This window comes from Providencia vermicola, from assembly GCF_010748935.1.
GTDB lineage: Bacteria > Pseudomonadota > Gammaproteobacteria > Enterobacterales > Enterobacteriaceae > Providencia > Providencia zhejiangensis.
The window spans coordinates 3,192,919-3,215,368 of record NZ_CP048796.1 but is presented as its reverse complement, the minus strand read 5'-3'; the positions used below and the strand labels follow the sequence as shown (position 1 = coordinate 3,215,368).

Genomic DNA, 22,450 nt, shown 5'->3' with positions numbered 1-22,450 from the left:
TCAATTACATCTCCAAAAAGTTTTGGATCAGGCGAGAGCCAGCTGCTCCCGAGCGCTCAGGGTGAAACTGAACACCATAAAAATTATCCTGATTGACAGCACTGCTAAATGGATTACCGTATTGGGTTTGTGCAATGGTATTGCCTGAAATAGGCATGGAGTAGCTATGCACAAAATAGAAGTAAGCATCGTCGCGGATCCCTTTAAATAAAGGGTGGCCTGCTAAAGGTTTGACTTGATTCCAGCCACTATGAGGAACAGGTAAACCATCCGCATTCATTTTTTGGACTGGGCTATCTATCAAGCCAAGCAGTGGGATCAACGATTTTCCTTCTTCACTAACACTCCCCATTAATTGCATACCTAAACAAATACCTAAAACAGGCTGAGTCAGTGCTTTAATTAAGGGGATCAGTTCACGTTGCTGGAGTTGTTCCATCGCTGCGCTTGCAGTTCCGACACCCGGTAGGAAAACTTTATCTGCTTGTAAAATGGTGTTGGTATCACGACTGATCTGTGGGGTATAGCCTAAACGTTTGACGGCATAGGCCACAGAAGACAAATTTGCACAGCCTGTATCAAGGATAACAACGTTCATTAGAGAACCCCTTTCGAGCTAGGTAACGTATCTCCTTCAACGCGGATAGCTTGACGTAAGGTACGACCAAATACCTTAAATAGGCTTTCAGCTTTGTGGTGATCGTTTTTCCCTTTCGTTTTCAGGTGTAAGGTACATCCCATCGCATAGGATAGGGAGCTGAAAAAGTGTTCGATCATTTCAGTGCTGAGGTCACCAACACGTTGGTATTTAAATTCTGCTTTATATTCAAGGTGTGGTCGGCCTGAAATGTCTAATGCACAACGCGCTTGGCACTCATCCATTGGGAGTACAAAGCCAAAGCGTGCGATACCACGTTTATCGCCGAGAGCAACGCGTAATGCTTCACCGAGTGCCAAACCCGTATCTTCTACGGTGTGGTGGTCATCAATAAACAGGTCACCTTTAACTTGGATATTCAAACGGAAACCACCGTGAGTGGCGATCTGGTCAAGCATGTGGTCAAAGAAGCCGACACCCGTATTGATTTCGCTTCCACCCTCACGATCAAGCCAGAGTTCGACGCGAATATTGGTTTCTTTTGTGACACGCTCAACGATTGCATGGCGATCACGCTGAGTTAATTTATCGGTGATAGCCACCCAATCAAGTGAATCAGGGCTATAGCGTAGGCCTTGGATCCCCATATTTTCGGCCAATTGTAGGTCAGTTTCACGATCACCAATCACATAACTGTTCGCTTTATCTAATTTACCTTCAACTAGGTAGTTTTCCACTAAGCCTAGTTTTGGTTTACGGCAGTTACAGCCATCCGCTGGTTTGTGAGGACAAATTAATACATCGTCAAAATTAATCCCTTGTGACTCAAAAACCTGCATCATTAAGTTGTGTGGTGGTTCGAAATCAGCGGTTGGGAAGCTGTCGGTACCTAAACCATCTTGATTGGTGACCATGACTAAGCGGTAGTTGGCTTTTTGTAAGGCCAGCAGGCTTGGAATCACTGCTTTTTCAAAAGCTAATTTGCTTAGGCTATCGACCTGAAAATCAGTAGGTGGTTCAGTGATTAATGTACCATCACGGTCAATAAAAAGAATTTTTTGGCTCATGAATATTTCCTATTTCAGGTTTAGCAAAGGGCTTCAATAGCTTCAATAACACGCACGTTTTCGGTTTCAGTACCCACAGTGATGCGTAGGCAGTTAGAAAGTCCTGGCTGTTTACTTTGGTCACGCAAAATAATGCCTTGTTCCCACAGCGCTTTAAATACTTTATTTCCATCCGTAAAACGCACCAAAATATAGTTGGTCTCACTGGGATACACTTTTTCTACGATAGAGAGTTCCGCTAGCGCTTCAGACAAGGCAATACGATCATTCGTGATTGTTGCGACACGGTGTTTCATTGTCGCTATTCCTTCCACGCTCAATGCTTCTGCGGCTATCATCGCAACGGGTGTCGAAAGAGGATAAGGAGCGATCACTTTTAAGAGTATTTCGATTACATCGGCGGAGGCTAATGTGAAACCACAACGTAGGCCAGCCAGCGCAAAGGCTTTTGATAATGTTCTTAATACCACAAGGTTTGGATAGTTAGCGAGCCAGCCTGCCACACTGTATTGTGGGCAAAATTCAATATAGGCTTCATCAACAACCACAAGCGCTTGACCCGCCGCCATGTCGAGCACTTCACGCAGTGCCTTATTATCGATGATGTTGCCAGTTGGATTATTTGGGCTACAAATATAGATCAATTTGGTGTTTGGCAAATTTTCACGAATGGCATCAATATTTAATGACCAGTCTGGTAAAGCGGGAATTTTTTTCTGTTCTACGCCAAAAGTTTCAGCGCTGACACTATACATACCATAGGTTGGAGGACAAAACATCACAGCGTCTTTGCCCGGTTCACAAAATGCACGGATCAGCAGTTCGATAGATTCATCGGCACCTCGGCAAACTAATACTTGCTCAGGAGCAACATTTGCATAAGCGGCATAGTTGAGAATGACACTGGCGGGCTGGCATTCTGGGTAACGGTTTAGATTACGTTCGTTAAATTGGAATTCTGGTGCAATAGGGTATTCATTGGCATTTAACCAAACATCGCCGTTACCACCTAAGCGACGAGCAGACATATAAGGGGTCATCACTTTCACATTTTCACGCGCAAGGCTAGCGGCTTTAAAGTTTTCGCTCATCACTTACTCCTGACTTTGTTTTTTGAGTTCAGTAACACGTAATGTTACGGCATTTTTGTGGGCGGTTAGGCTCTCTGCTTGCGCGAGTGTTTCAATCGTTGTCGCTAACCCAAGTAACCCTTGAGGTGAAAGCTTTTGTACTGTCATCCGTTTCATAAAATCAGCAAGACCCAAGCTGGAATATGTCGATGTATAGCCATAAGTTGGCAGCACATGATTAGTTCCTGATGCATAATCGCCCGCTGATTCAGGTGACCAATCTCCGACGAACACAGAGCCTGCACTGGTTATGCTGTCAACGAGTGCATCGGCATTACGAGTTTGCAAAATCAGGTGTTCAGGCCCGTAGCGATTGCTAATTTCGACACATTGTGCAATTGAATCGGCGATAATTACACGACTAGCACTCAGTGCGGCTCTCGCGATGTCAGCACGTGATAATTCAGCCAGTTGTTTTTCTGTTTCATCAATAACCTGCATAGCAAATTCTTGGCTATCCGTTAGTAGAATAACTTGTGAATCAGGTCCATGCTCAGCTTGCGATAACAGATCTGAAGCTGTAAATGCAGGGTTTGCTTGGCTATCTGCAATAACAAGCACTTCTGATGGGCCTGCTGGCATATCAATGGCTGCTCCTTCGTGGCTTTGGCTCACTTGGCGTTTCGCTTCTGTTACATAAGCATTGCCTGGGCCAAAAATCTTATCGACCGCAGGGATACTCTCTGTACCAAATGCCATTGCAGCAATGGCTTGCGCACCGCCCACCTGAAAGATATCGCTAATACCACACAGTTTTGCAGCATAGAGAATTTCATCCGCAATCGGTGGGGGAGAGCAAAGGATAATTTGTCGACAACCTGCAATTTGTGCAGGAGTGCCTAGCATCATTACCGTTGAGAGCAATGGCGCTGAGCCGCCGGGAATATATAAGCCAACCGAATCAATTGGGCGGGTGATTTGTTGACAAACCACGCCTGACTGAGTCTCAACGCGAATAACTTCAGGTTTTTGTGCTTCATGAAAACGACGGATATTACCAATAGCATTTTTCATCGCGACTTTGATGTCGTCATTGAGGCGTGATTCAGCTTGCTCAATGCTATCTGGCGTGACTCGAATGCTAGAAATGGCCGTTTTATCAAAACGTTGGCTAAATTCAATGAGTGCATTGTCGCCACGAGCTTGTACTTGCTCAATGATCTGTGTGACCGCGCGACGAATACTGTCTGATGCCGCAATGGCTGGGCGTGTCAGCAGTGCTGTTTGCTCATTTGCATTACATTCTGACCAGCGAGTCGGTTGGTTAAATCCCATTTCCATTGCACTTACTCCATCATTTTTTCAATAGGCAGAACTAAAATAGAGCTGGCACCTAATGCTTTAAGTTTTTCCATGGTTTCCCAGAACAAGGTTTCGCTACTGACCATGTGCATAGCTACGCGATTTTGATCGCCTGCTAATGGGAGCAGAGTTGGGCGTTCTGCGCCTGGCAGCAATGCAATAATATCTTCCAAACGTTCACTTGGAGCGTGCAACATGATGTATTTGGATTCACGAGCTTGAATAACGCCCTGAATACGAGTCATCATGCGGTCAATAAGCTGTTGTTTATCTGAAGAAATTTCGCCGTCACGTTGGATTAAGCAGGCTTTTGAACGATAAATCACTTCAACTTCTTTGAGGCCATTCGCTTCGAGTGTTGCGCCAGTAGAAACTAGGTCACAAATGGCATCGGCAAGACCTGCCCGAGGCGCGACTTCGACAGAGCCGTTTAATAAGCAAGATTTAAATTGAATGCCTTTTTCATCGAAATAACGTTTTAATAAGTTCGGGTAAGAGGTCGCAATACGAGCGCCATTTAAGCACTCTGCACCTGTGTAGTTAAAGTCAAGAGGTGCGGCTAATGACAAACGGCAAGCACCAAAATCAAGACGACGTAGTGTTTTGTATGCGGGGTTATCGCCTTGAGCGCGGCGGCTTAATAATTCTTCTTCAAGAACGTTTTCACCGATAATTCCAAGGTCTACAACGCCGTCCATGACCAGTCCTGGGATATCGTCATCACGTACACGCAGTAAATCAATAGGCATATTTTCTGCATAAGCAATCAGTCGCTGTTGCTGTAAATTGATTTTAATTCCACAGCGTGCAAGTAGTTCTTGTGAGTCTTCACTTAAGCGTCCTGACTTTTGAATGGCAATTCTTAATCGTGATTTGTCCAACATAATTTTACCCTGCTTATTTTGTAATATATTTTTGATTAATAATAAAAAAACCCTCGGAAGATTATCTTCCGAGGGTTTTCTCTAATTCGCATTTCAGCCACCGGAAGAGTCGTTGATCGTCTTCCAGCACACATCGCCCGAAAGACTAATCAGGATGATGGTGATGATGATGGTTGCGAGAAATACGAGTCATAATAGCTTCCGTTAGTAATGGTGTTAGTTGCTTAAACATTCATTACCTATCAACCTATCCGATTTCCTCCCTACAATGCAACTGTTTTTTGCAAAATAACCAATAATAATTAGATAGTGAGGTTTCATAGTGAATAATCGCATAAATAATATATTCGGAAGTTAAAAGGTTTTCAGTTAACCTAGATGAAATTAAGTCGTTATCGGTAATCAGAGGTGATAGATGAAAAAGGTTGCGATTGTTGGATTAGGTTGGTTGGGATTACCGCTTGCGAGAGCCTTGTTAGCTGCTGGTATGGATGTTTCTGGTACCAAAACAACGCCGGATGGTATTGCGGCGGCTCGTGCTATAGGGATTGATTGTTATTATTTACAATTAACGCCGGAATTAGACTGTGATCCCACTGATTTCGCTCAATTAATGGAAGAGGCAGGGGCACTCATTATTTTACTACCACCTTCAAAAATTAATGTATCTGCTTATGTTGAAACAATTGAATTACTTGTCGATACGGCGATAACTTTTCGGATCCCCCGCGTGATTTTCACTTCTTCAACGTCGGTTTATGGTGATCTTAGCGGTGAAGTTAATGAAGAGAGCGAACGTCAGGCAACCACGGCATCAGCACAAGCTTTGATTGATGTTGAAAATTGGCTGCATGCGCTACCAAATATTTCGGTGGATATTTTACGGCTCGCAGGCTTAGTTGGTGAGAATCGCCATGCTGGACGTTTCCTTGCAGGCAAAAAATCACTCAAAGGGGCGCAACAGCCGGTGAATATTGTTCATCAAGATGATGTGATTGAGGCAATCAAATTATTGTTGAAACAACCTCAGGGTGGGCATATTTATAACTTGTGTGCACCAGAGCATCCACAACGCGCTGATTTTTATCGTCAAGCCTCCCAATCTCTAAATTTAGAATTGCCTGAGTTTATGCTCGAAACGGAAGTAACAACTGGAAAGATTGTGAACGGTAACCGTATTTGCCAAGAACTCGGGTTTGAGTATCAATACCCAAACCCGATGAATATGCCAATGACAATTTAATTATTTCAGTGGGATCAACACAATTTTTTGGAAAGCGGGGCGCGTTTTTAATTGCTGATACCAACGCTCTAAATTAGGGAATTCAGGGCGTTCGGTGGCAATTTCATGCCATGGATAAAATAATGGGGCAATGGCGATATCGGCAATACCAAATTTTTGGCCATTAAAATAAGGCTGATTTGCCAGTGCCTCATCGGCAATTTTAAACAATTTTTCAAGATGATGATAAATTGCACGCGCGACTTCAGGATCGCGCTCAGCGACGGGAACACGCACAATTTTATTCATCATTTGTTTAATACTGTCGAATAAAGTCCCACATCCCCAGTCCAACCATTTGTCTGCCGCAGCTTTCTCTTGGAGGTTTTGTGAGACTAATAAGTGAGAGTGATCAAATTTTTCCGTAAGGTATCGTAAAATGGTATTTGATTCCCACAGGGTGAAGTCATCATCCTGTAAAGTTGGGATAGTGCCGTTTGGGTTCATTTTCTGATATTCAGGTGTATCAAGTCCGCCAAAAGGACCTCCAACATCTTTTTGATTATAAGCAACATTCAGTTCTTCAAGGCACCAAAGCACTTTTTTGACGTTTGATGAGTTTTTACGACCCCATACAGTTAGCATAGTTTACCCCATGATTTGATATTTCGTTGTTTATCGTCTCTAAGATAGATGAAATTGCATTATGGGAACAATCTTTATTTGTTGTGTGTAGCTTAATAGCGTAAAAAGTCCTACATTAATAATGAATTAACCGTTTTAGTATTTGCAAAGGAGTAACCGATGAACAGAAAATTTTTAACCTTAAAGGCACAATATCTAGGAACTGGATTAGGCCTTTTAGTTGCTGTAAGCAGTTTTTCTTATGCAGCAGAGACACCGGTTGCTCCACAGGTTGATGCCAAAGCTTTCGTTTTGATGGACTACGATAGCGGTAAAATATTGGCCTCGGGCAACCCAGATGAACGGTTAGATCCGGCAAGTCTAACAAAAATGATGACGAGCTATGTGGTAGGTCAAGCCATTAAAGCGGGCAAAATTACCCCACAAGATATGGTAACGGTTGGCGTCGATGCTTGGGCAACGGGGAACCCAGTGTTGAAAGGTTCATCATTGATGTTTTTGAAGCCAAAAGATCGAGTGTCAGTATTGGATTTAAATAAAGGGGTTGTTATTCAATCGGGTAATGATGCCAGTATTGCATTAGCCGATTATGTCGCAGGTAGCCAAGACTCGTTTGTGAGTTTGATGAATCAATATGTACAGCAGTTGGGTTTAAAAAATACCCATTTTAAAACGGTACATGGCTTAGACTCCGAAGGGCAATACAGTACCGCTCATGATATGGCAATCCTAGCGCAAGCCATGATCCGCGATGTACCAGAAGAGTACGCATTACACAAAGAAAAAGAGTTTACGTTTAATAAAATCCGTCAACCGAATCGTAACCGTCTATTGTGGAGCCAAAACCTCAACGTGGATGGCGTGAAAACGGGGCATACCAGTGGGGCAGGGCATAATTTAGTGGCATCAGCGACAGATGGCCCAATGCGTTTAATTTCCGTTGTGCTTGGTGCGCCAAGTGATCGTGTGCGTTTTTCTGAAAGTGAAAAACTATTAACTTGGGGATTCCGTTTCTTTGAAACCGTCACGCCAATAAAGGCTGATCAAACATTACAAACTCAACGAGTTTGGTTTGGTGATAAATCAGAAGTTGCACTCGGCGTAGAAAAAGATGCTGCTATTACCATACCAAAAGGGCAATTACAGAATTTGAAAGTGAGTTATACACTGTCTGATCCCTCAATTGAGGCGCCATTAGCTAAGAATCAGGCTGTAGGCACGGTCAACTTTATCTTGAATGATGAAGTGATTGAGCAGCGTCCTTTAGTCGTAAAAGAAGCTGTTGAGGAAGGAGGGTTCTTTGGCCGAATTTGGGATTATATCGTTAAAACGGTTAGTGGCTGGTGGACGGCTATTTTTGGTTAAATTGTTATGTTAAAAACATTTTAACCAGGGAGATATTAGCAGCTACTACGGTTAGGCATATCAATAAAGCCTATGTGAAGATGAGCCGTTAATAAACGTTTTCTACCATGGTCTTGATAGAAAACGAAGTTAACGACATAAATAAAAGCAAACCTTATGGTTTAGCAGCCCGCCAATCTAAACGGGAAGGGAGAGACCTCTTCCCGTTTTAACGTCAGCAAATCAAATGCCTCAATCACGGTAGCTCGGTAAGTTTCAATTTATCAATATCTTAGGTTTTAAATGGCGCGTGGTCATTGGCATAACAATCGAAGATATTGGGGGAAGGAAATCACGTGTGTGGATTGCCTAAATGACGTTTGATGGAAAATACAGGGGGCTACCAGATAAAAAGGAAAGCGTAGTTTCTGACGCTATTATATTTTCTACGCATTAATTTGCTGATTTAAAATAGCAGTAACCACCTCCGTAGAGATGGTTACTTGTATTTTATGGATTATTCACAATGTGCTAGTTTGATGGCTAAGCCGCCCTGTGAGGTTTCACGATATTTAGCATTGATATCTTTACCTGTTTCATACATGGTTTCGATAACCTTGTCTAAACATACCCGTGGGTCACTGACGCGGCGTAATGCCATACGTGCCGCGTTCACTGCTTTCACCGCAGCAATCGCATTACGTTCAATGCAAGGTACTTGTACTTGGCCGCCAACGGGGTCACAAGTTAGCCCTAAATTATGCTCCATTGCAATTTCAGCAGCGACACAAACTTGTTCAGGGCTTCCACCCATGAGTTCAGCCAGTCCTGCCGCAGCCATTGAACAAGCTACGCCGACTTCACCTTGACATCCAACTTCTGCACCTGAGATAGAGGCATTCATTTTATATAATGACCCAATCACACCAGATACTAAGAAATAGCGGGTGTAAGAGTTTTCGTTAACAGGGCGAATAAATTTATCGTAGTAAGCTAACACGGCAGGAATAATACCGCATGCACCATTCGTTGGTGCGGTGACCACACGGCCGCCAGCGGCATTTTCTTCGTTTACAGCTAAAGCAAACATATTGATCCAATCAATAACGGCCATAGGGTCGATATTGGTATTGTCGCTAGTGACTAATTGACGGCGTAAAGCGGCTGCACGGCGAGGAACACGCAGTGGCCCCGGTAATAACCCTTCTGTAGTGACACCACGTTCAATACTGGCTTTCATGACATCCCAAACGGCAGATAGGTATTCATGAATTTCTTCTTTGCTGTGCAAGGCAAGCTCATTCTGCATCACTAATGCAGAGAGGGATAAGCCGGTTTCTTTACAATGTTTTTGTAAGTCAGCGGCATATTGATAAGGATATGGAACTTGTACTGATTGTTCATCCGATTGACCAAAGTGCTCTTCGTCGACAATAAATCCACCGCCAATCGAGTAATAGGTTTTTTTGTAAACAACATCATCTGCATTAAATGCCGTAATGGTCATGCCATTCTCATGCAAAGGTAGATTGGTTGAATGGAAATTCATGCCACCTTCAACAGGAAAATCCACTTCATGTTGGCCTTGGGCTAACAGAAGTTTGCCGCTTTGTTCTACGTGACGGATAAAATTGGGAATAGAGTCAATATCAACAGTATCAGGTAAATTACCCGCGAGGCCCATGATAATAGCAATATCAGTCGCATGTCCTTTACCCGTTAGTGATAAAGAACCATAGACGTCAACAACAATTCGTGTTGTTGAGGTCAGTCGATTTTGCTGAATCAAATCCTCGACAAATTGTTTACCTGCTTTCATCGGGCCGACGGTGTGGGAACTAGATGGACCGATACCAATTTTGAAGATATCAAATACGCTAATCATATTCAGCGCTTCCTATATAAAATAAAGTCTTAATATTTTAGGCATGTGATGCCGTGTATTCCGGCATCTTATTGTATTGAGAAGGGGAGGTATGTCCGCCGGAGTGGATCACGCCTCCCTCAAAGGTATGCTTAGAAGAACAGTTTATAAGTTGCCGCGGAGATAGCAATCAGACCCATCACGACGACAAACACATTGCTAAACTTACCCGCGTACTTATGCATTGCAGGAACTTTGCTAATCGCATATACCGGCATTAAGAACAGGAGGATCGCAATCACTGGGCCACCTAAACTCTCAATGATATCCAATACGCCAGGGTTCAGTGTTGCGACTAACCAAGTTGTGACCAACATGAAAATAGCGGTACCACGATTGAGCTTACGGATATCAATTGTTTTGCCTTTTGCACGGTATGCGCGCTCAACTAGGCCATTAAAACCTTCTCGTGCACCTAAATAGTGACCGAGGAATGACTTAATTATAGCAACAAACGCGATGATAGCGGCAGCAAACTTGATGAAAGGTTGATCAAAGTAGCCTGAAAGGTAATCAAGGATACTAATGTTCTGAGCTTTTGCTTGCGCTAGGTCAGCTGATGAAAGGGTAAACACACAGCTAAACACAAAGAACATTACGGTAAAGACCATCAAGATATGGGCAGAGGCTAGGATGCGTGAACACTTTTTCTCTGCTTGCGCACCGTACTCTTCGCGTTTCGCTACAGAGAAGGCAGAAATAATCGGTGAATGGTTGAAGGCAAATACCATGACAGGGATTGTCAACCAGATGGTCACCCACATGCTTTGTCCACCGCTGTGTTTTGCTGCTTCGGCAATACCTTCCATTGTTAATGTATCCAGTACTGCGCCATTCCAATGAGGGATCATATATAAAGAGAACGCGAGCAGGACCGCAATGAATGGGAATACCAGCATGCTCATCACTTTAACAATATATTTTTCACCGAATGAAACAATTGCCATAATCCCACCCACTAAGATCAGCGCAAGTAACCAACGTGGTGGCGCGGCGAATCCCATGAGTTCAGTAAGGAATTTGTTGACGTTATTGGTAATTGAAACCCCATACACCAGCAAAATAGGGTAGATGGCGAAGAAATACAGCAAGGTGATCCAGTTACCGGCAGTTCGTCCAAAATGCTCTTCCACGACTTCCGTGATATCCCCTTCTGGTTTTGAACCAGAAAGAACAAAGCGTGTTAAGCCACGGTGAGCAAAAAAGGTCATTGGGAAGGCTAATACCAACATCAACAGAACAGGAATTAATCCACTCATCCCCGCGTTAATGGGTAAAAACAGAACACCAGCACCGATTGCTGTACCATATAATCCCAGCATCCATACTGTGTCAGTTTTACGCCAAGCCGCGGCATCCACTGTTTGCGAGGCTGTTTTATCGATGGAACCAACTCGAGTTGTATCCATAATAGTCTCCGAAATAAAAGTCAAAAAATAGGCATCTGAGCGAGGACAATAAGTCATCGCTGATGTTTTAATCTTTTGGTACGAACAAAATATCGCCAAATATAATGTGCAGTTTTTGTTTCAACGTAACAATCTGATTGGAAATAAATATAAAACTGATAGTAAATTTATTTTCAATCAGTTTTGTTAATTTTATATGTAAATTTGATAAACCGTTTTTGATGGTGCAAATGTACATATTATTAGTAGAAATCACCGTGATCATACTCTCAAAAGAGAAAAATGTCTTTAATGATGCTTTTTTTCGATTTTTATAAAAATGTTAAAAAATTTGCCTTAAGATTAACGGATATAATGCTATTTGTGACAATGAAAAATAACCAAGATAATGGCGTTATATGCCTTTTTATATTTAGTCTGCAATTTATTATTATATTAATAAATTAAATTAATATAAAAAAATAACAGTGAAATAAATTAATTTAAGAAAAAAATGTTAATGTGAAAAATATTATACTCAAGCGATGAGTTATATAAATAATTGATTTTTATTGGTATTTTTATTGGTGGTTAAGTGATTCACTTAGTGAATAATTATTGTTTTTTTAGTTTTTTAATTCTAAATACATTAATGAACGATAAGGTGATAAGAGGAAGAGGTTAATACTTATTTTTCGATGCAAAAAATAATTAAAAAACGTAACGAAATATTTGTTAAGTAATTGTTGTTATTTTTTGTGAGGAAAGCGTTATTTTATTCATTTGAAGGATAAAAAAATAAAACTAAATATTGATACAACGCAATATTTAAATAGCTTAGGTACTGGCGGAAATAACGCCAGTACCGATTAATAAGATTATTAGGCTTGCAACCAGCCTTTACGGATCAGAGACGCAAATATCATGTGGTAGAGGCGAGTGAGAGGAGCTTGAATTTTATGGCCAATAAGGCACCAAAAAATCTGAGTTAATCCGCATGAGATTAGGCCTAAGATAAATGCGCCAACCATGTCTAACGGCCAGTGAACCCCGAGATAGATGCGTGACCATGCAATAGCAATGGCGGGAACAAGCATTAATACGCCAACCCAAGTTCTTAGCCAGAATAAAAATGCAAATACAAAGGTAAAGACAATCGTTCCGTGGTTACTAGGGAACGAGGAAGTCGGTTCGTGTTCAAGGAAGTTAGTACCAATACCCATCACAAAAGGTCGGTCGTGAGGCGCGACTAAACCAATCAACCATGAAATTGCTAAGCCAATCACTAATGCATATGCAGTTTTACACACAAAGGCTCTTTGACGAGTCATGTCTTGTTGTGCTCCCCAAAACCAACATGCTGCGGTGAATAAGGGGAAAAGGAGAATTAAGCGTTTAGCGATAACGGTTGCAAATGCGATAGTATCACTTGCAGACGCTGGGGCCGCATTAATGAGATTAAAAAGATCCAGATTAAGTTGTTCCAGCACGAGTGTATACCTCTGAAAATGGTGATATTAAAGACAATAAAGCGAGAGAGTAAAGTCTCTTACATGACAGGTAAAGTACCTTTATCTTAATATTGGTGAAATTAGTCGATAAATTGACGTTTTGTTGATGATTTGCTCAATGGTTATCAATGAAAAACATGAAATGGGGGAAAGGACAGGTGATGTGGGTTCAAAAAGAAATAAAGCTAATGGCAAAAGAAAGGGGATTTCATCTTGTTACTGAGGAAATTTTACAGCAGCTACCAGAGCTAAAACAGATTCGGATTGGGTTACTGAATGTGTTCATTCAACATACCTCAGCCTCATTGACGATAAATGAAAATGCGGATTATACGGTAAGAAAGGACTTTGAGCGTTTTTTTAATCGTATGGTTCCTGAAGATGAACCTTACTATCAGCACAATTATGAAGGAAGTGATGATATGCCTGCTCATCTTAAAGGGAGCATTCTAGGGGCGAGTTTGACCATTCCTGTGAGCAAGGGGCAATTAAACATGGGAACATGGCAAGGGATTTATCTATGTGAACATCGAAATTATGGCGGTCAGCGTAGGCTCGTTCTGACATTACAAGGGGAATAAGAGGGATCGCTTGAAAATGGGCAACAAAAAACCCGATAGCAGTAAGACGTAAAGTTGGCTATCGGGCTCCTCAATATGGGGACATCAAAGAAAAGCAGTGGCATAAATTAAGACTCCTTCTCAATAAGAAAGTTCGCATGTAAGAAAAAAAATTTGCTTTATTTTTGAATTTCTGGCTGGAATAGCACAAATTGGATAAGAAAGCGGCTCAAAGGAAGGCGTGAACCGCTTGAAAGTGAATGCTTATTTATAAAGGTCTAGATGCTCTTTCGCATAAGCTTCAAAATCTGTGCAGCCACCGATGTGTTTTTCATCGATAAAAATTTGTGGCACGGTCAGAACTTCTTTACCTACTGTTTTTGAAAGATCTTCTTTGGTGAGGCCTTCTGCTTGAATATCGACATAGCGATAGTCGAAATCATCACGATCATTTTTCAGTTTTTCCGCTAACTCTTTCGCACGCACGCAGTATGGGCAGCCTGGACGACCAAAAATCACAGTATACATAGTATCTCCTATATGACTAATTCTGTTTTTTTATCCACAATGCTCAATACTATGCCTATAACAGCAAAGAAATAAAAGATGATTTTTCCTTTTGTTAGTATAGGTCTGTCATATAATACGGTGAGTAGCTGTTGGTCATATTTTAAAGTACAGGATGGTTAATGTGCGCCAGCCACTGACATGACATAGCTATCTGCTAATTTGAGTAGGTTATTGATAAAAATTGACCAAAGGGTATACGATGAATAAAAAACCACAACGTGAAATGCGTTCACTATCTGATCTACCTAAACCCATTTTAATTTTAGAAGCTATCGGTATTCTGCTACTCATTGTTGTATTACTTGCCATGAATGGTTACTTGACATTACCTGAACCATTGATGCAAAAAAATGCAATGGTGGCGATAGTGATGGTTGGAATTGGTTGCTTGATACCTGCAACGATTAACATCGTTTGGCGTGCGATTCATCGATTAAGCTTTCTTGGGATTGATAGTCAAAAAACGGCAAGGCCGGGAAGTAGAAAAAATCGAAATAACGATGATGAAAAAGAGAAAAAGGATGAGTGAGCATGGTTTTACTGGCGTTTTCACGGTTGATGTGTGAAAATTATCCACTTTTCTAACCATAAACGTTCGGTTTGGTTTAGTTAGAGTCAGGCGATTTGTTATTATTTGAGTTGAAGAAGGTTGTTACCCATGGATTCTATTTGTTACCCAGACATCTCACAATTGCGTGAATGGCTCGATCAACTCAAAACGTCCTATTTCGAGTGTGATTCATGCGCGGCGTTGCATTTGCCTCATATGCAAAATATAGAAGGTATCTTTGATGCTAAACTGGACATTATTAATAATGTACTGGTTCTTTCTGCTTTAGCTGAGCTGAAACCGACCGCAATAGTGACTTTGGTGGCAAATATTAGCCAAATTAATGCGAGTTCGCTGACGGCGAAAGTCTTTTTAGAAATTAATAACGAAAACCTACCTAAGTTAATTGTTAGCCAATCATTTTCTCTTGAAGCTGGGATGACTTATCGTCAGTTTTGTCATTTTTTACAGCAAGCCGAAGAGCAAATATCATCAATTGTGTTTGAAATTTATAGTAATAATCTACTTTATGCTAATCAAGATGAGTTTGATGAAGAAACCATTGAACTTGATGTTGATGATAATCCTTCCGTGATCCTTCACTAAATTTTTATATTATGTATTGTGAAAAATATGAGGCAGGTGAATGTCGTTCCTGCCAGTGGCTTGAATTACCGGCTGAGCAACAACTTAGACTAAAACAAGACAATTTGTTTTCCCTGCTACCTACGCTTTCACCAGCAGTATTTCAGCCTCCCGTTGCGAGCGCCTCGGTCAGATTTCGTAATAAAGCAAAAATGGTCATTAGCGGTAGTGTTGAAAAGCCTGTATTTGGCATCATCAACCCGCAAGGACAGGCGGTTAGCTTAACTCATTGCCCTCTCTATACTGAAGGTTTCGAACCTGTGTTTGACGTGCTTAAGCCTTTTATTGCGCGTGCAGGCTTAACGCCATATAACATTGAACGCAAACGAGGGGAATTAAAATATATCTTGTTAACTCAGAGCCAGCATACAGGGCAATTTATGTTGCGCTTTGTATTGCGTTCAGAAAAAAAAGTTGAGCAATTAAAAAAGGCATTACCTTGGCTAAAGCAGCAACTCCCACAATTAGCCGTTATCACCGTCAATTTACAGCCTATTCATATGGCGATTTTAGAGGGTGAGCAAGAAATCTATCTTACTGAGCAACAGGTTCTACGGGAAGAGTTTAACCAAGTTCCTTTGTTTATACGCCCTCACAGTTTTTTTCAAACTAACCCTGTTGTTGCTGCGCAGCTATATCAAACAGCGCGTGAATGGGTAAGGGAACTTAAGATTGATAGCTTATGGGATCTTTTCTGTGGAGTTGGCGGCTTTGGTTTACATTGTGCTGATAAACAAACTAAATTAACGGGCATTGAAATTAGTGCACCTGCTATCGCTTGTGCAAAGCAGTCAGCCCAAGAACTAGGTTTACAGCGGGTTGAATTCCAAGCGTTAGATTCCACTCAGTTTGCGACAGCTAAAGAAGGTGTTCCTCAACTTGTTTTAGTCAACCCACCAAGGCGTGGGATTGGTAAAGCGCTGTGTGATTATCTTTCAAGAATGCAGCCAGACTATATTTTATATTCGAGCTGTAATGCGCAAACAATGGCAAAAGATATAGAGCAATTGGTCGGCTACGACGTTCGCAAAGTTCAGCTGTTTGATATGTTTCCTCACACATCGCATTATGAAGTGCTAACCTTGCTTGCCAAGGTCTCCACAGAACACAAGCATTGATTTATTCACAGTCACTTGCATGTTAGCAAGTGACTGACTGCTCCTCGAGAAATGCAAGCTACGCCGAGCATAATGGCGAGTGATGGCGCTTTGACTTGATAGGTATCTGGTAGACAGGAACGATACAGTTGCAGCCATCTGTTGAGTGGCTGCGACGTAAATTCGTAGAATTGGATATGATGGCGCTAATTTCATGATGGCATATGGCAATATGCCATCATGAAAGCTTAACTTCGTTGTTCAAACGCGAGTGCTTGGCGCTCAATCAATCGCATAATAATGGTTAAGATGGCATTAACAACAAGATAAATAATACCAGCAGCGACAAACGCCATAACATCCCAACTTTGCCCAAACACTTGGCTACTGTAGCCCATAATATCCATCATCGTGATGGTACTGGCTAATGATGTACTCTTGAAGATCAACACGACTTCATTTGAATAAGAAGATAGAGAGCGTTTGAAAGCATAAGGCAGAATAATGCGCATAGTTTGTGCTTTAGACATACCTAATGCTTGGCAAGATTGCCACTGTCCTGAAGGAATCGCTTTTACCGCACCGTGGAAAAGTAATGTTGAGTAAGCTGCACTATTTAATGCCAACGCAATTACAGCACAGACCCATGGTGTCGAAATAAAATCCCATAAAACAGGGTAGTTCTGTAATGATTTAAATTGGCTAGGGCCATTATAAATTAAAAAGAACTGCACTAATAATGGGGTTCCCGTAAATAGCGTGATGTAAACCTTCACCGCTTGGGAAATCACCGGTGTTTTCAACGATAGAATCAATGTAAAGACTACCGCCAAGACAAAAGCGATAAACAATGCACTGAACGTCAATGATAAACTGGTCGGTAAGCCAGGAAGAATATTAAGAATTAAATCGATCATTGCGATTCACCTCGCTCAAAACGGGTTGTACGCAACTCGATTCGTTTTAGGATGACTTGGCTCAATAAGGTGATCGCTAAGTAGATTAAGCCAACAATCGCATACCATGTAAACGGTTCATGGGTACGGTTAACGATGGTTTTAGTCTGCAACATTAAATCATTAACACTGATTAAAGAAACTAAAGCGGTATCTTTGAGTAAAACTAACCACTGGTTCCCTAATCCGGGCAGCGCATGACGCCACATTTGAGGCATGATAAAGCGAAAGAAAATAGTTCGTTTAGTTAATCCGAGGGCTAAACCAGCTTCCCATTGCCCATAAGGTACGGCTTTTAAGGCTCCTCGTAGCGTCTGTGATGCATAGGATGCATACAGTAGAGCCAGTGCAACCACACCGCAAGCAAAAGGCGTAAAGTCGAACTCACCACTTTCCGCAAAGAAAATGCTTGGATCAATTTGTAAGGTGGTTTGCCAGAAACCAAGGTTGATATCAATACCATCGCCTAATAGGTTTATCAGTTGCAGTGTCCCGAAGTAAACAAACAGGACAACCAGCAGTTCTGGTAAGCCTCGAATTAACGTTACCCAACAGGTTCCTAAAAATGCGATTGGTTTAAATCGAACGGATTCCCAAGCTGTGAATAGCATGGCGAGAATCAAACCCAATATAAGGGCAGAAACAGCAAGGCCGACGGTCAGACCGGCGGCACTTGTTAGAAAAAGAAAATTATTCATTAACAGTATCGATTATTGTTCAAACCATTTTTTATAGATAACGTCATAAGTACCATCTGCTTTGACTTCTGCGAGTGCCTTATTCATTTTATCTAATAACTCTTTATTACCTTTACGTACTGCAATACCGAGACCAATGCCGAAGTATTGTGGGTCTGTGACTTTTTCACCAACAGGTGCTAAGTTTTCGTTACCTTTAGCTTTTAGCCATTCGTCGGCAACCGCAGTATCGCCAAACACGGCATCAATACGGCCATTTTGTAGGTCAAGAATGGCAGATTGATAGTTATCATAAGGCACAGTTGTCATACCTTTATGTTGTTCCATGATGTATTTTTGGTGAGTTGTTCCGTTTTGTACACCAATTTTTTTACCTTGCAGTTGATCGACCGAAGAAACCTTCTCTTTAATGGCGATAAATTCGGCTGAGTTAGGATAGTAAGTATCCGTGAAATCAACTTGTTTTTGACGATCTGGCGTAATATCTATTCCTGCCATTAATGCTTCAAAACGACGGAATTTTAGACTTGGGATCAAGCTATCGAAGGATTGGTGAGTAAATGTGCATGTCGCATTCATTTTTTCACACATAGCATTTGCCAAATCAACATCAAAGCCAACGATTTGGTTATTTTTATCGAACATTTCAAATGGTGCGTATGTTGCTTCTGTTGCAAAACGGATAGTCTCTTTTTCCGCCGCAGTTGCAGATAAGGTTACAGCGCCAAGTAGTGCAGCTAATATCATTTTTTTCATTGCTTAATCCTATATCTATTAATGTGACAGATAGTTTGCAAATGCTTGAGTTTGAGGAGCAGTGAAGTGGCTAGCATCCCCTTGTTCAACAATATGGCCGTTTTCCATATACACCACACGGCTAGCGGCTTTACGGGCGATCTCTACTTCATGAGTAACGATAACCTGTGTAATTCCTGTTGCTGACAATTCCCGAATAATATCGACAACTTGTGCCGTAATTTCAGGATCAAGTGCCGCAGTAGGTTCATCAAATAGCAGCACTTGGGGTTCCATCATCAGTGCACGGGCAATGGCAACACGTTGTTGTTGACCACCCGATAAATGTAACGGAAAACGTGTTGCGAATTGTGTTAGGCGTAAACGCTCTAGCAATTTCTCCGCTTTGGCTTTTGCTTCTTGACGTGACAGCTTTAAAACTCGGCATGGTGCTTCAATAAGGTTATCTAAAACGGTCAAATGTGGCCACAAGTTGTATTGTTGAAATACCATACCTACATTTTGGCGCAATGCACGGATCGCCTTGGCATCGGGTGTAGATGCAAAGTCAAATTGCTGACCTGCAATGTTAAGCAAACCTGAACGTGGCATCTCGAGCAGATTTAACACGCGTAATAAAGAGCTTTTACCAGCGCCGCTAGGACCGAGTAACACCATGGTTTCTCCGGCTGGGCACTCTAAGTTAATATCAAAAAGTGCCTGATGAGAGCCGTAAAAACAGTTTATATTTTTTAATTGAATGCTCATGCTTACCAATAATACCTTGTTTAATTGACACAGATATTAATCCTGTAAGCATATTTATGCAATATTGTATGCATAAAAATTTGGTTTTTATCTTCAATCAATGATTATTTTGAAGATAATTGCTCTGTTTGTGGTTTATGAGCACGCTGTTTATCGCGTTCAAAAGCCAGCTCACTGATGCGTTTTGCCATTCCTTTAAAAATAAATAAATGTGCTGGCATCATGGCGAACCAATACAGTAATCCACTGAAGCCAGCAGGATGCCACCAAGCACGTACATCAATTGAACGGCGACTTCCGGTATCATGAATCGTAAAGGTGAGACGGCCTAAACCTGGGGCTTTCATACCAAATAATAAACTAAGCTGTTTTTCTGGTTCGATATTAATCACTCTCCAGCCATCGATCTCATCACCTAGCTGAAGTTCTTCGCGATCAGGCCGACCATATTTCACCTTGTTTAGCATCATGTCATCCATAATCGCACGGGTCTTCCAAAGGGCATTGGCATAAAAGTAGCCATCTTTCCCCCCAATTTGTTGTACGACGTGCCATAAAGATTCTGTGCTGGCGGAGGTACCGAGGGTAAAACCTGCTTGTTTAGGATAAAAACCATAACCTGGGCGCCAACGTTTTTTAACTTCAGGATCGTATCCCCAATCTGCATTATCGATCGCATCGGCTTCTTGAGACAAAGTCATTCTGACAGCATCATCAAATGAAACTAACGTTTGTGGTATCAATTGGCGTAGCGCTTTATCATCTGCTGGCAGATCATGTTGTAGGCCTTGGATCAACTCTTTCGCAATGGAAGGTGGTACTGAAGTGATTAGACTAATGAAATGTACCGAAATCATACTGATTGGAATGGGAATAGGGATCAGTAACCGACGTTTGCCGCTGATTTTGATAAAGCGTTTAAATAATTCTTGGTAGCTCATATATTCTGGGCCACCGGCATCATAGATATGATCTTCCGTGACAGGCAGTTTTGCGAATTCAGTTAAATAATAAAGGATATTACTCAATGCGATTGGTGATGATTTTGAGCGAACCCAACGTGGCGGAGTCAAAATGGCTAAGTTGTAAACCATATCACGCATGATTTCAAAGGCGGCGGAACCCGAGCCAACAATGATAGCCGAGCGAATTTCGGTGACAGGCACTTTGCTTTCGCGCAGGATCTCTCCGGTTAAACGGCGAGAGATTAAATGCTGTGAATAACTATGACCATGCTGTAATGAACTAAGATAAATGACATGTTTTACATTAGATTCATCAAGCGCTTGCTGAACATGACGTGCCGCAGTGCGTTCACGTTCAATGAGATTGGCTTGATCCGCCATGCTATGAACGAGGAAATAGACAATATCGATTTCCTGCATAATATCATTGAGTGTTTCAGGATCTTGTAAATCAACATAGATGCATTGCGTGTCTTGCCAACCTTGGGAGAGCATCCAATCTACACGTCTTGCTGCTGCTGTCACTTGATGGCCTTGTTTAATTAATTCAGGGATTAAATTCTGCCCGATATAGCCACTCGCTCCCAAGACTAAAATACGTTGTTTTTCACTCATGTTGGTTTCCTATTTCGCACTCATCTAACGCTATTGTGACTGAAATTCTACTTATGTAAAGCGCTGTTAAATATCGTCATTTTAGGATACCTGCTTATTCACTTAGTCATGAATAAGCAGGTGGATATAAAGAAAAAGGGGGTTAGGTAAAGAAGGCCATTAAGATAGGGGTAACGAGACTCAGCACGAAGCCATGAACAATCGCTGCGGGAACAATAGAAACCCCTCCACTACGCTGGAGAACGGGAAGTGTAAAATCCATTGACGTGGAGCCACATATCCCTAAAGCCGTAGAACGGTAGCGATTAATCATTAGAGGAATTAGCATAATTGCGGCAAGTTCACGAGCAAGGTCATTAAAGAACGCGGCACTTCCCATAACAGGGCCGTAAGCATCGGTTAATACGATACCCGTTAAGGAATACCAGCCAAAACCTGAGGCTAATGCCAGTCCCATTTTGACCGGTAGACCCAATAATATTGCAGCAATAGCACCACCTGCGAGTGCACTGACGGCCATTACAAAGGCAATCGTTGTACCACGACGGTTAACTAATATCTGTTTAATACTCATGCCACTGTTACGTAGTTGCAAGCCAACTAAGAGTAATAGGGCCATTAAAGCTATTTGGCTACCTTTATCGGCATAGTGAAGAAAATCAAAGCCGGTTAAGCCGACCAAGAAACCGATTAACAAAACACCACATAGCTGGAGTGATTCGAAAACCATCTTGATACGTGAAGGCGGTTTTTCTTGTTTATGCTTTGGAATTTTCCAAGGATCAAGCTTATCTAATAGCAAGAGTGAAATCAGGTTGAGCGAAAAGATACAACCAAAAAATGTTAGTGCGTAGATTAAAATGGAAAAGAGGTGAACACTTAAGTTTTCAAGTAAGGCGAGTGTAACCCCCATTAAAAATAAAATGATATATACCATTGAATTTAATGCACGATGGGTAATATCTAAGATCTTTTTATTTTTTATAGGGATAAGATAACCTAGTGTTAACGGTAGTAAAATAATGAGTAGTCCTGAATACATTTTGCATCCTTAAATTTATCCCATTAACAAGGAGTTATATAATCATTATTATATTTTAAAATGATTTTGCCTGTATCCTGTTTTTATAACAGCAGGCCAAATACTTTTATTACAACAACTATTACAGCAACGTCTTTTTCTCTAGCTATCGATAAAAAATAGGATAAAAAGACTAAAAAATAAAGTTTAACTATTTTATAACACTAAAAATAGATGCTCAATATGGTTCGCTAT

At 41.4% G+C, this 22,450-nt stretch carries 22 protein-coding genes and 1 other annotated feature; of the genes, 6 read left to right on the top strand and 16 right to left on the bottom strand.

The features are described from left to right. Nucleotides 1-4: 4 nt before the first annotated feature. The 5 genes from hisH to hisG are packed head-to-tail and all read right to left on the bottom strand — an operon-like array spanning nt 5 to nt 4,981. A complete protein-coding gene (gene hisH / locus G3341_RS14495) occupies nt 5-598 on the bottom strand; it encodes an imidazole glycerol phosphate synthase subunit HisH (RefSeq protein ID WP_154624471.1) in 594 nt (197 codons plus the stop codon). After that, nucleotides 598-1,665 carry a bifunctional histidinol-phosphatase/imidazoleglycerol-phosphate dehydratase HisB gene (gene hisB, locus G3341_RS14490; RefSeq protein ID WP_154624470.1) on the bottom strand — a complete coding sequence of 356 codons (1,068 nt, stop codon included), beginning with the start codon at nt 1,663-1,665 and terminating at the stop codon, nt 598-600. Before hisB ends, hisH begins: the two co-directional genes overlap by 1 nt. 20 nt (nt 1,666-1,685) lie before the next feature. Beyond that, nucleotides 1,686-2,756, bottom strand: coding sequence for a histidinol-phosphate transaminase (hisC, locus tag G3341_RS14485; protein WP_154624469.1), 1,071 nt, complete (start codon nt 2,754-2,756; stop codon nt 1,686-1,688). A 3-nt stretch (nt 2,757-2,759) separates the two neighbouring features. Further along, a complete protein-coding gene (hisD, locus tag G3341_RS14480) occupies nt 2,760-4,076 on the bottom strand; it encodes a histidinol dehydrogenase (RefSeq protein WP_163862681.1) in 1,317 nt (438 codons plus the stop codon). Nucleotides 4,077-4,081: 5 nt separating this feature from the next. Next, nucleotides 4,082-4,981: an ATP phosphoribosyltransferase gene (hisG, locus tag G3341_RS14475; protein ID WP_163862678.1), complete on the bottom strand. Its 900-nt coding sequence runs from the start codon at nt 4,979-4,981 to the stop codon at nt 4,082-4,084. Between the two features lie 41 nt (nt 4,982-5,022). Then, nucleotides 5,023-5,151 (bottom strand) — a sequence feature (His leader region). 245 nt (nt 5,152-5,396) lie between these two features. Between hisG and G3341_RS14470 the strand changes: the two genes are divergently transcribed. After that, nucleotides 5,397-6,224 carry an SDR family oxidoreductase gene (locus G3341_RS14470; RefSeq protein ID WP_163862676.1) on the top strand — a complete coding sequence of 276 codons (828 nt, stop codon included), beginning with the start codon at nt 5,397-5,399 and terminating at the stop codon, nt 6,222-6,224. On the opposite strand, the gene G3341_RS14465 is transcribed toward G3341_RS14470, so the two are convergent. After that, nucleotides 6,225-6,848: a glutathione S-transferase family protein gene (locus G3341_RS14465; RefSeq protein ID WP_154622055.1), complete on the bottom strand. Its 624-nt coding sequence runs from the start codon at nt 6,846-6,848 to the stop codon at nt 6,225-6,227. Nucleotides 6,849-7,007: 159 nt separating this feature from the next. On the opposite strand from G3341_RS14465, the gene G3341_RS14460 reads away from it, so the two are divergent. Continuing rightward, nucleotides 7,008-8,213, top strand: coding sequence for a serine hydrolase (locus tag G3341_RS14460; RefSeq protein WP_163862675.1), 1,206 nt, complete (start codon nt 7,008-7,010; stop codon nt 8,211-8,213). A 496-nt stretch (nt 8,214-8,709) separates the two neighbouring features. Here the strand turns inward: G3341_RS14460 and G3341_RS14455 are convergent, their stop codons facing one another. From G3341_RS14455 to ybjG, 3 genes are all read right to left on the bottom strand, one after another. Then, complete coding sequence (locus G3341_RS14455) at nt 8,710-10,077, bottom strand: L-serine ammonia-lyase (RefSeq protein ID WP_163862673.1); 1,368 nt, start codon at nt 10,075-10,077, stop codon at nt 8,710-8,712. A 131-nt stretch (nt 10,078-10,208) separates the two neighbouring features. Then, complete coding sequence (locus G3341_RS14450; RefSeq protein ID WP_154622052.1) at nt 10,209-11,525, bottom strand: serine/threonine transporter; 1,317 nt, start codon at nt 11,523-11,525, stop codon at nt 10,209-10,211. An 860-nt stretch (nt 11,526-12,385) separates the two neighbouring features. Further along, on the bottom strand, nt 12,386-12,994 hold the full coding sequence (gene ybjG, locus G3341_RS14445) for an undecaprenyl-diphosphate phosphatase (RefSeq protein WP_163862671.1): 609 nt from the start codon (nt 12,992-12,994) through the stop codon (nt 12,386-12,388). Nucleotides 12,995-13,176: 182 nt separating this feature from the next. Here ybjG and G3341_RS14440 point away from each other — a divergent pair, with 182 nt between their 5' ends. Next, entirely contained in the window at nt 13,177-13,596 is a 420-nt protein-coding gene (locus G3341_RS14440) for a secondary thiamine-phosphate synthase enzyme YjbQ (RefSeq protein ID WP_163863635.1), read from the top strand. Between the two features lie 243 nt (nt 13,597-13,839). Here G3341_RS14440 and G3341_RS14435 read toward each other — a convergent pair whose 3' ends face one another. Beyond that, the gene (locus tag G3341_RS14435) at nt 13,840-14,103 is read right to left on the bottom strand and encodes a GrxA family glutaredoxin (RefSeq protein ID WP_004918038.1); all 264 of its coding nucleotides are present in this window, start codon (nt 14,101-14,103) and stop codon (nt 13,840-13,842) included. 241 nt (nt 14,104-14,344) lie between these two features. Between G3341_RS14435 and G3341_RS14430 the strand changes: the two genes are divergently transcribed. The 3 genes from G3341_RS14430 to rlmC all read left to right on the top strand — a co-directional run bounded on the left by G3341_RS14430 (nt 14,345) and on the right by rlmC (nt 16,458). Next, on the top strand, nt 14,345-14,674 hold the full coding sequence (locus G3341_RS14430; RefSeq protein WP_154622373.1) for a YbjC family protein: 330 nt from the start codon (nt 14,345-14,347) through the stop codon (nt 14,672-14,674). Between the two features lie 129 nt (nt 14,675-14,803). After that, nucleotides 14,804-15,301, top strand: a complete 498-nt coding sequence (locus G3341_RS14425; protein WP_154622374.1) for a YbjN domain-containing protein — start codon at nt 14,804-14,806, stop codon at nt 15,299-15,301. Nucleotides 15,302-15,312: 11 nt separating this feature from the next. After that, on the top strand, nt 15,313-16,458 hold the full coding sequence (rlmC, locus tag G3341_RS14420) for a 23S rRNA (uracil(747)-C(5))-methyltransferase RlmC (RefSeq protein ID WP_154622375.1): 1,146 nt from the start codon (nt 15,313-15,315) through the stop codon (nt 16,456-16,458). Nucleotides 16,459-16,685: 227 nt separating this feature from the next. Here rlmC and artM read toward each other — a convergent pair whose 3' ends face one another. The 6 genes from artM to G3341_RS14390 form a co-directional block, all read right to left on the bottom strand. Continuing rightward, nucleotides 16,686-17,354: an arginine ABC transporter permease ArtM gene (artM, locus tag G3341_RS14415; RefSeq protein ID WP_154622376.1), complete on the bottom strand. Its 669-nt coding sequence runs from the start codon at nt 17,352-17,354 to the stop codon at nt 16,686-16,688. Beyond that, nucleotides 17,351-18,091: an arginine ABC transporter permease ArtQ gene (artQ, locus tag G3341_RS14410; RefSeq protein ID WP_154622377.1), complete on the bottom strand. Its 741-nt coding sequence runs from the start codon at nt 18,089-18,091 to the stop codon at nt 17,351-17,353. Before artQ ends, artM begins: the two co-directional genes overlap by 4 nt. Before the next feature lie 12 nt (nt 18,092-18,103). Further along, the gene (gene artJ / locus G3341_RS14405) at nt 18,104-18,847 is read right to left on the bottom strand and encodes an arginine ABC transporter substrate-binding protein (protein WP_154622378.1); all 744 of its coding nucleotides are present in this window, start codon (nt 18,845-18,847) and stop codon (nt 18,104-18,106) included. A gap of 18 nt (nt 18,848-18,865) precedes the next feature. Further along, nucleotides 18,866-19,594, bottom strand: coding sequence for an arginine ABC transporter ATP-binding protein ArtP (gene artP / locus G3341_RS14400; RefSeq protein WP_154622379.1), 729 nt, complete (start codon nt 19,592-19,594; stop codon nt 18,866-18,868). Between the two features lie 104 nt (nt 19,595-19,698). Further along, nucleotides 19,699-21,174: a DUF2867 domain-containing protein gene (locus G3341_RS14395; protein WP_163862669.1), complete on the bottom strand. Its 1,476-nt coding sequence runs from the start codon at nt 21,172-21,174 to the stop codon at nt 19,699-19,701. A gap of 142 nt (nt 21,175-21,316) precedes the next feature. Beyond that, nucleotides 21,317-22,216: a lysine exporter LysO family protein gene (locus G3341_RS14390; protein WP_154635650.1), complete on the bottom strand. Its 900-nt coding sequence runs from the start codon at nt 22,214-22,216 to the stop codon at nt 21,317-21,319. Nucleotides 22,217-22,450: the final 234 nt, after the last annotated feature.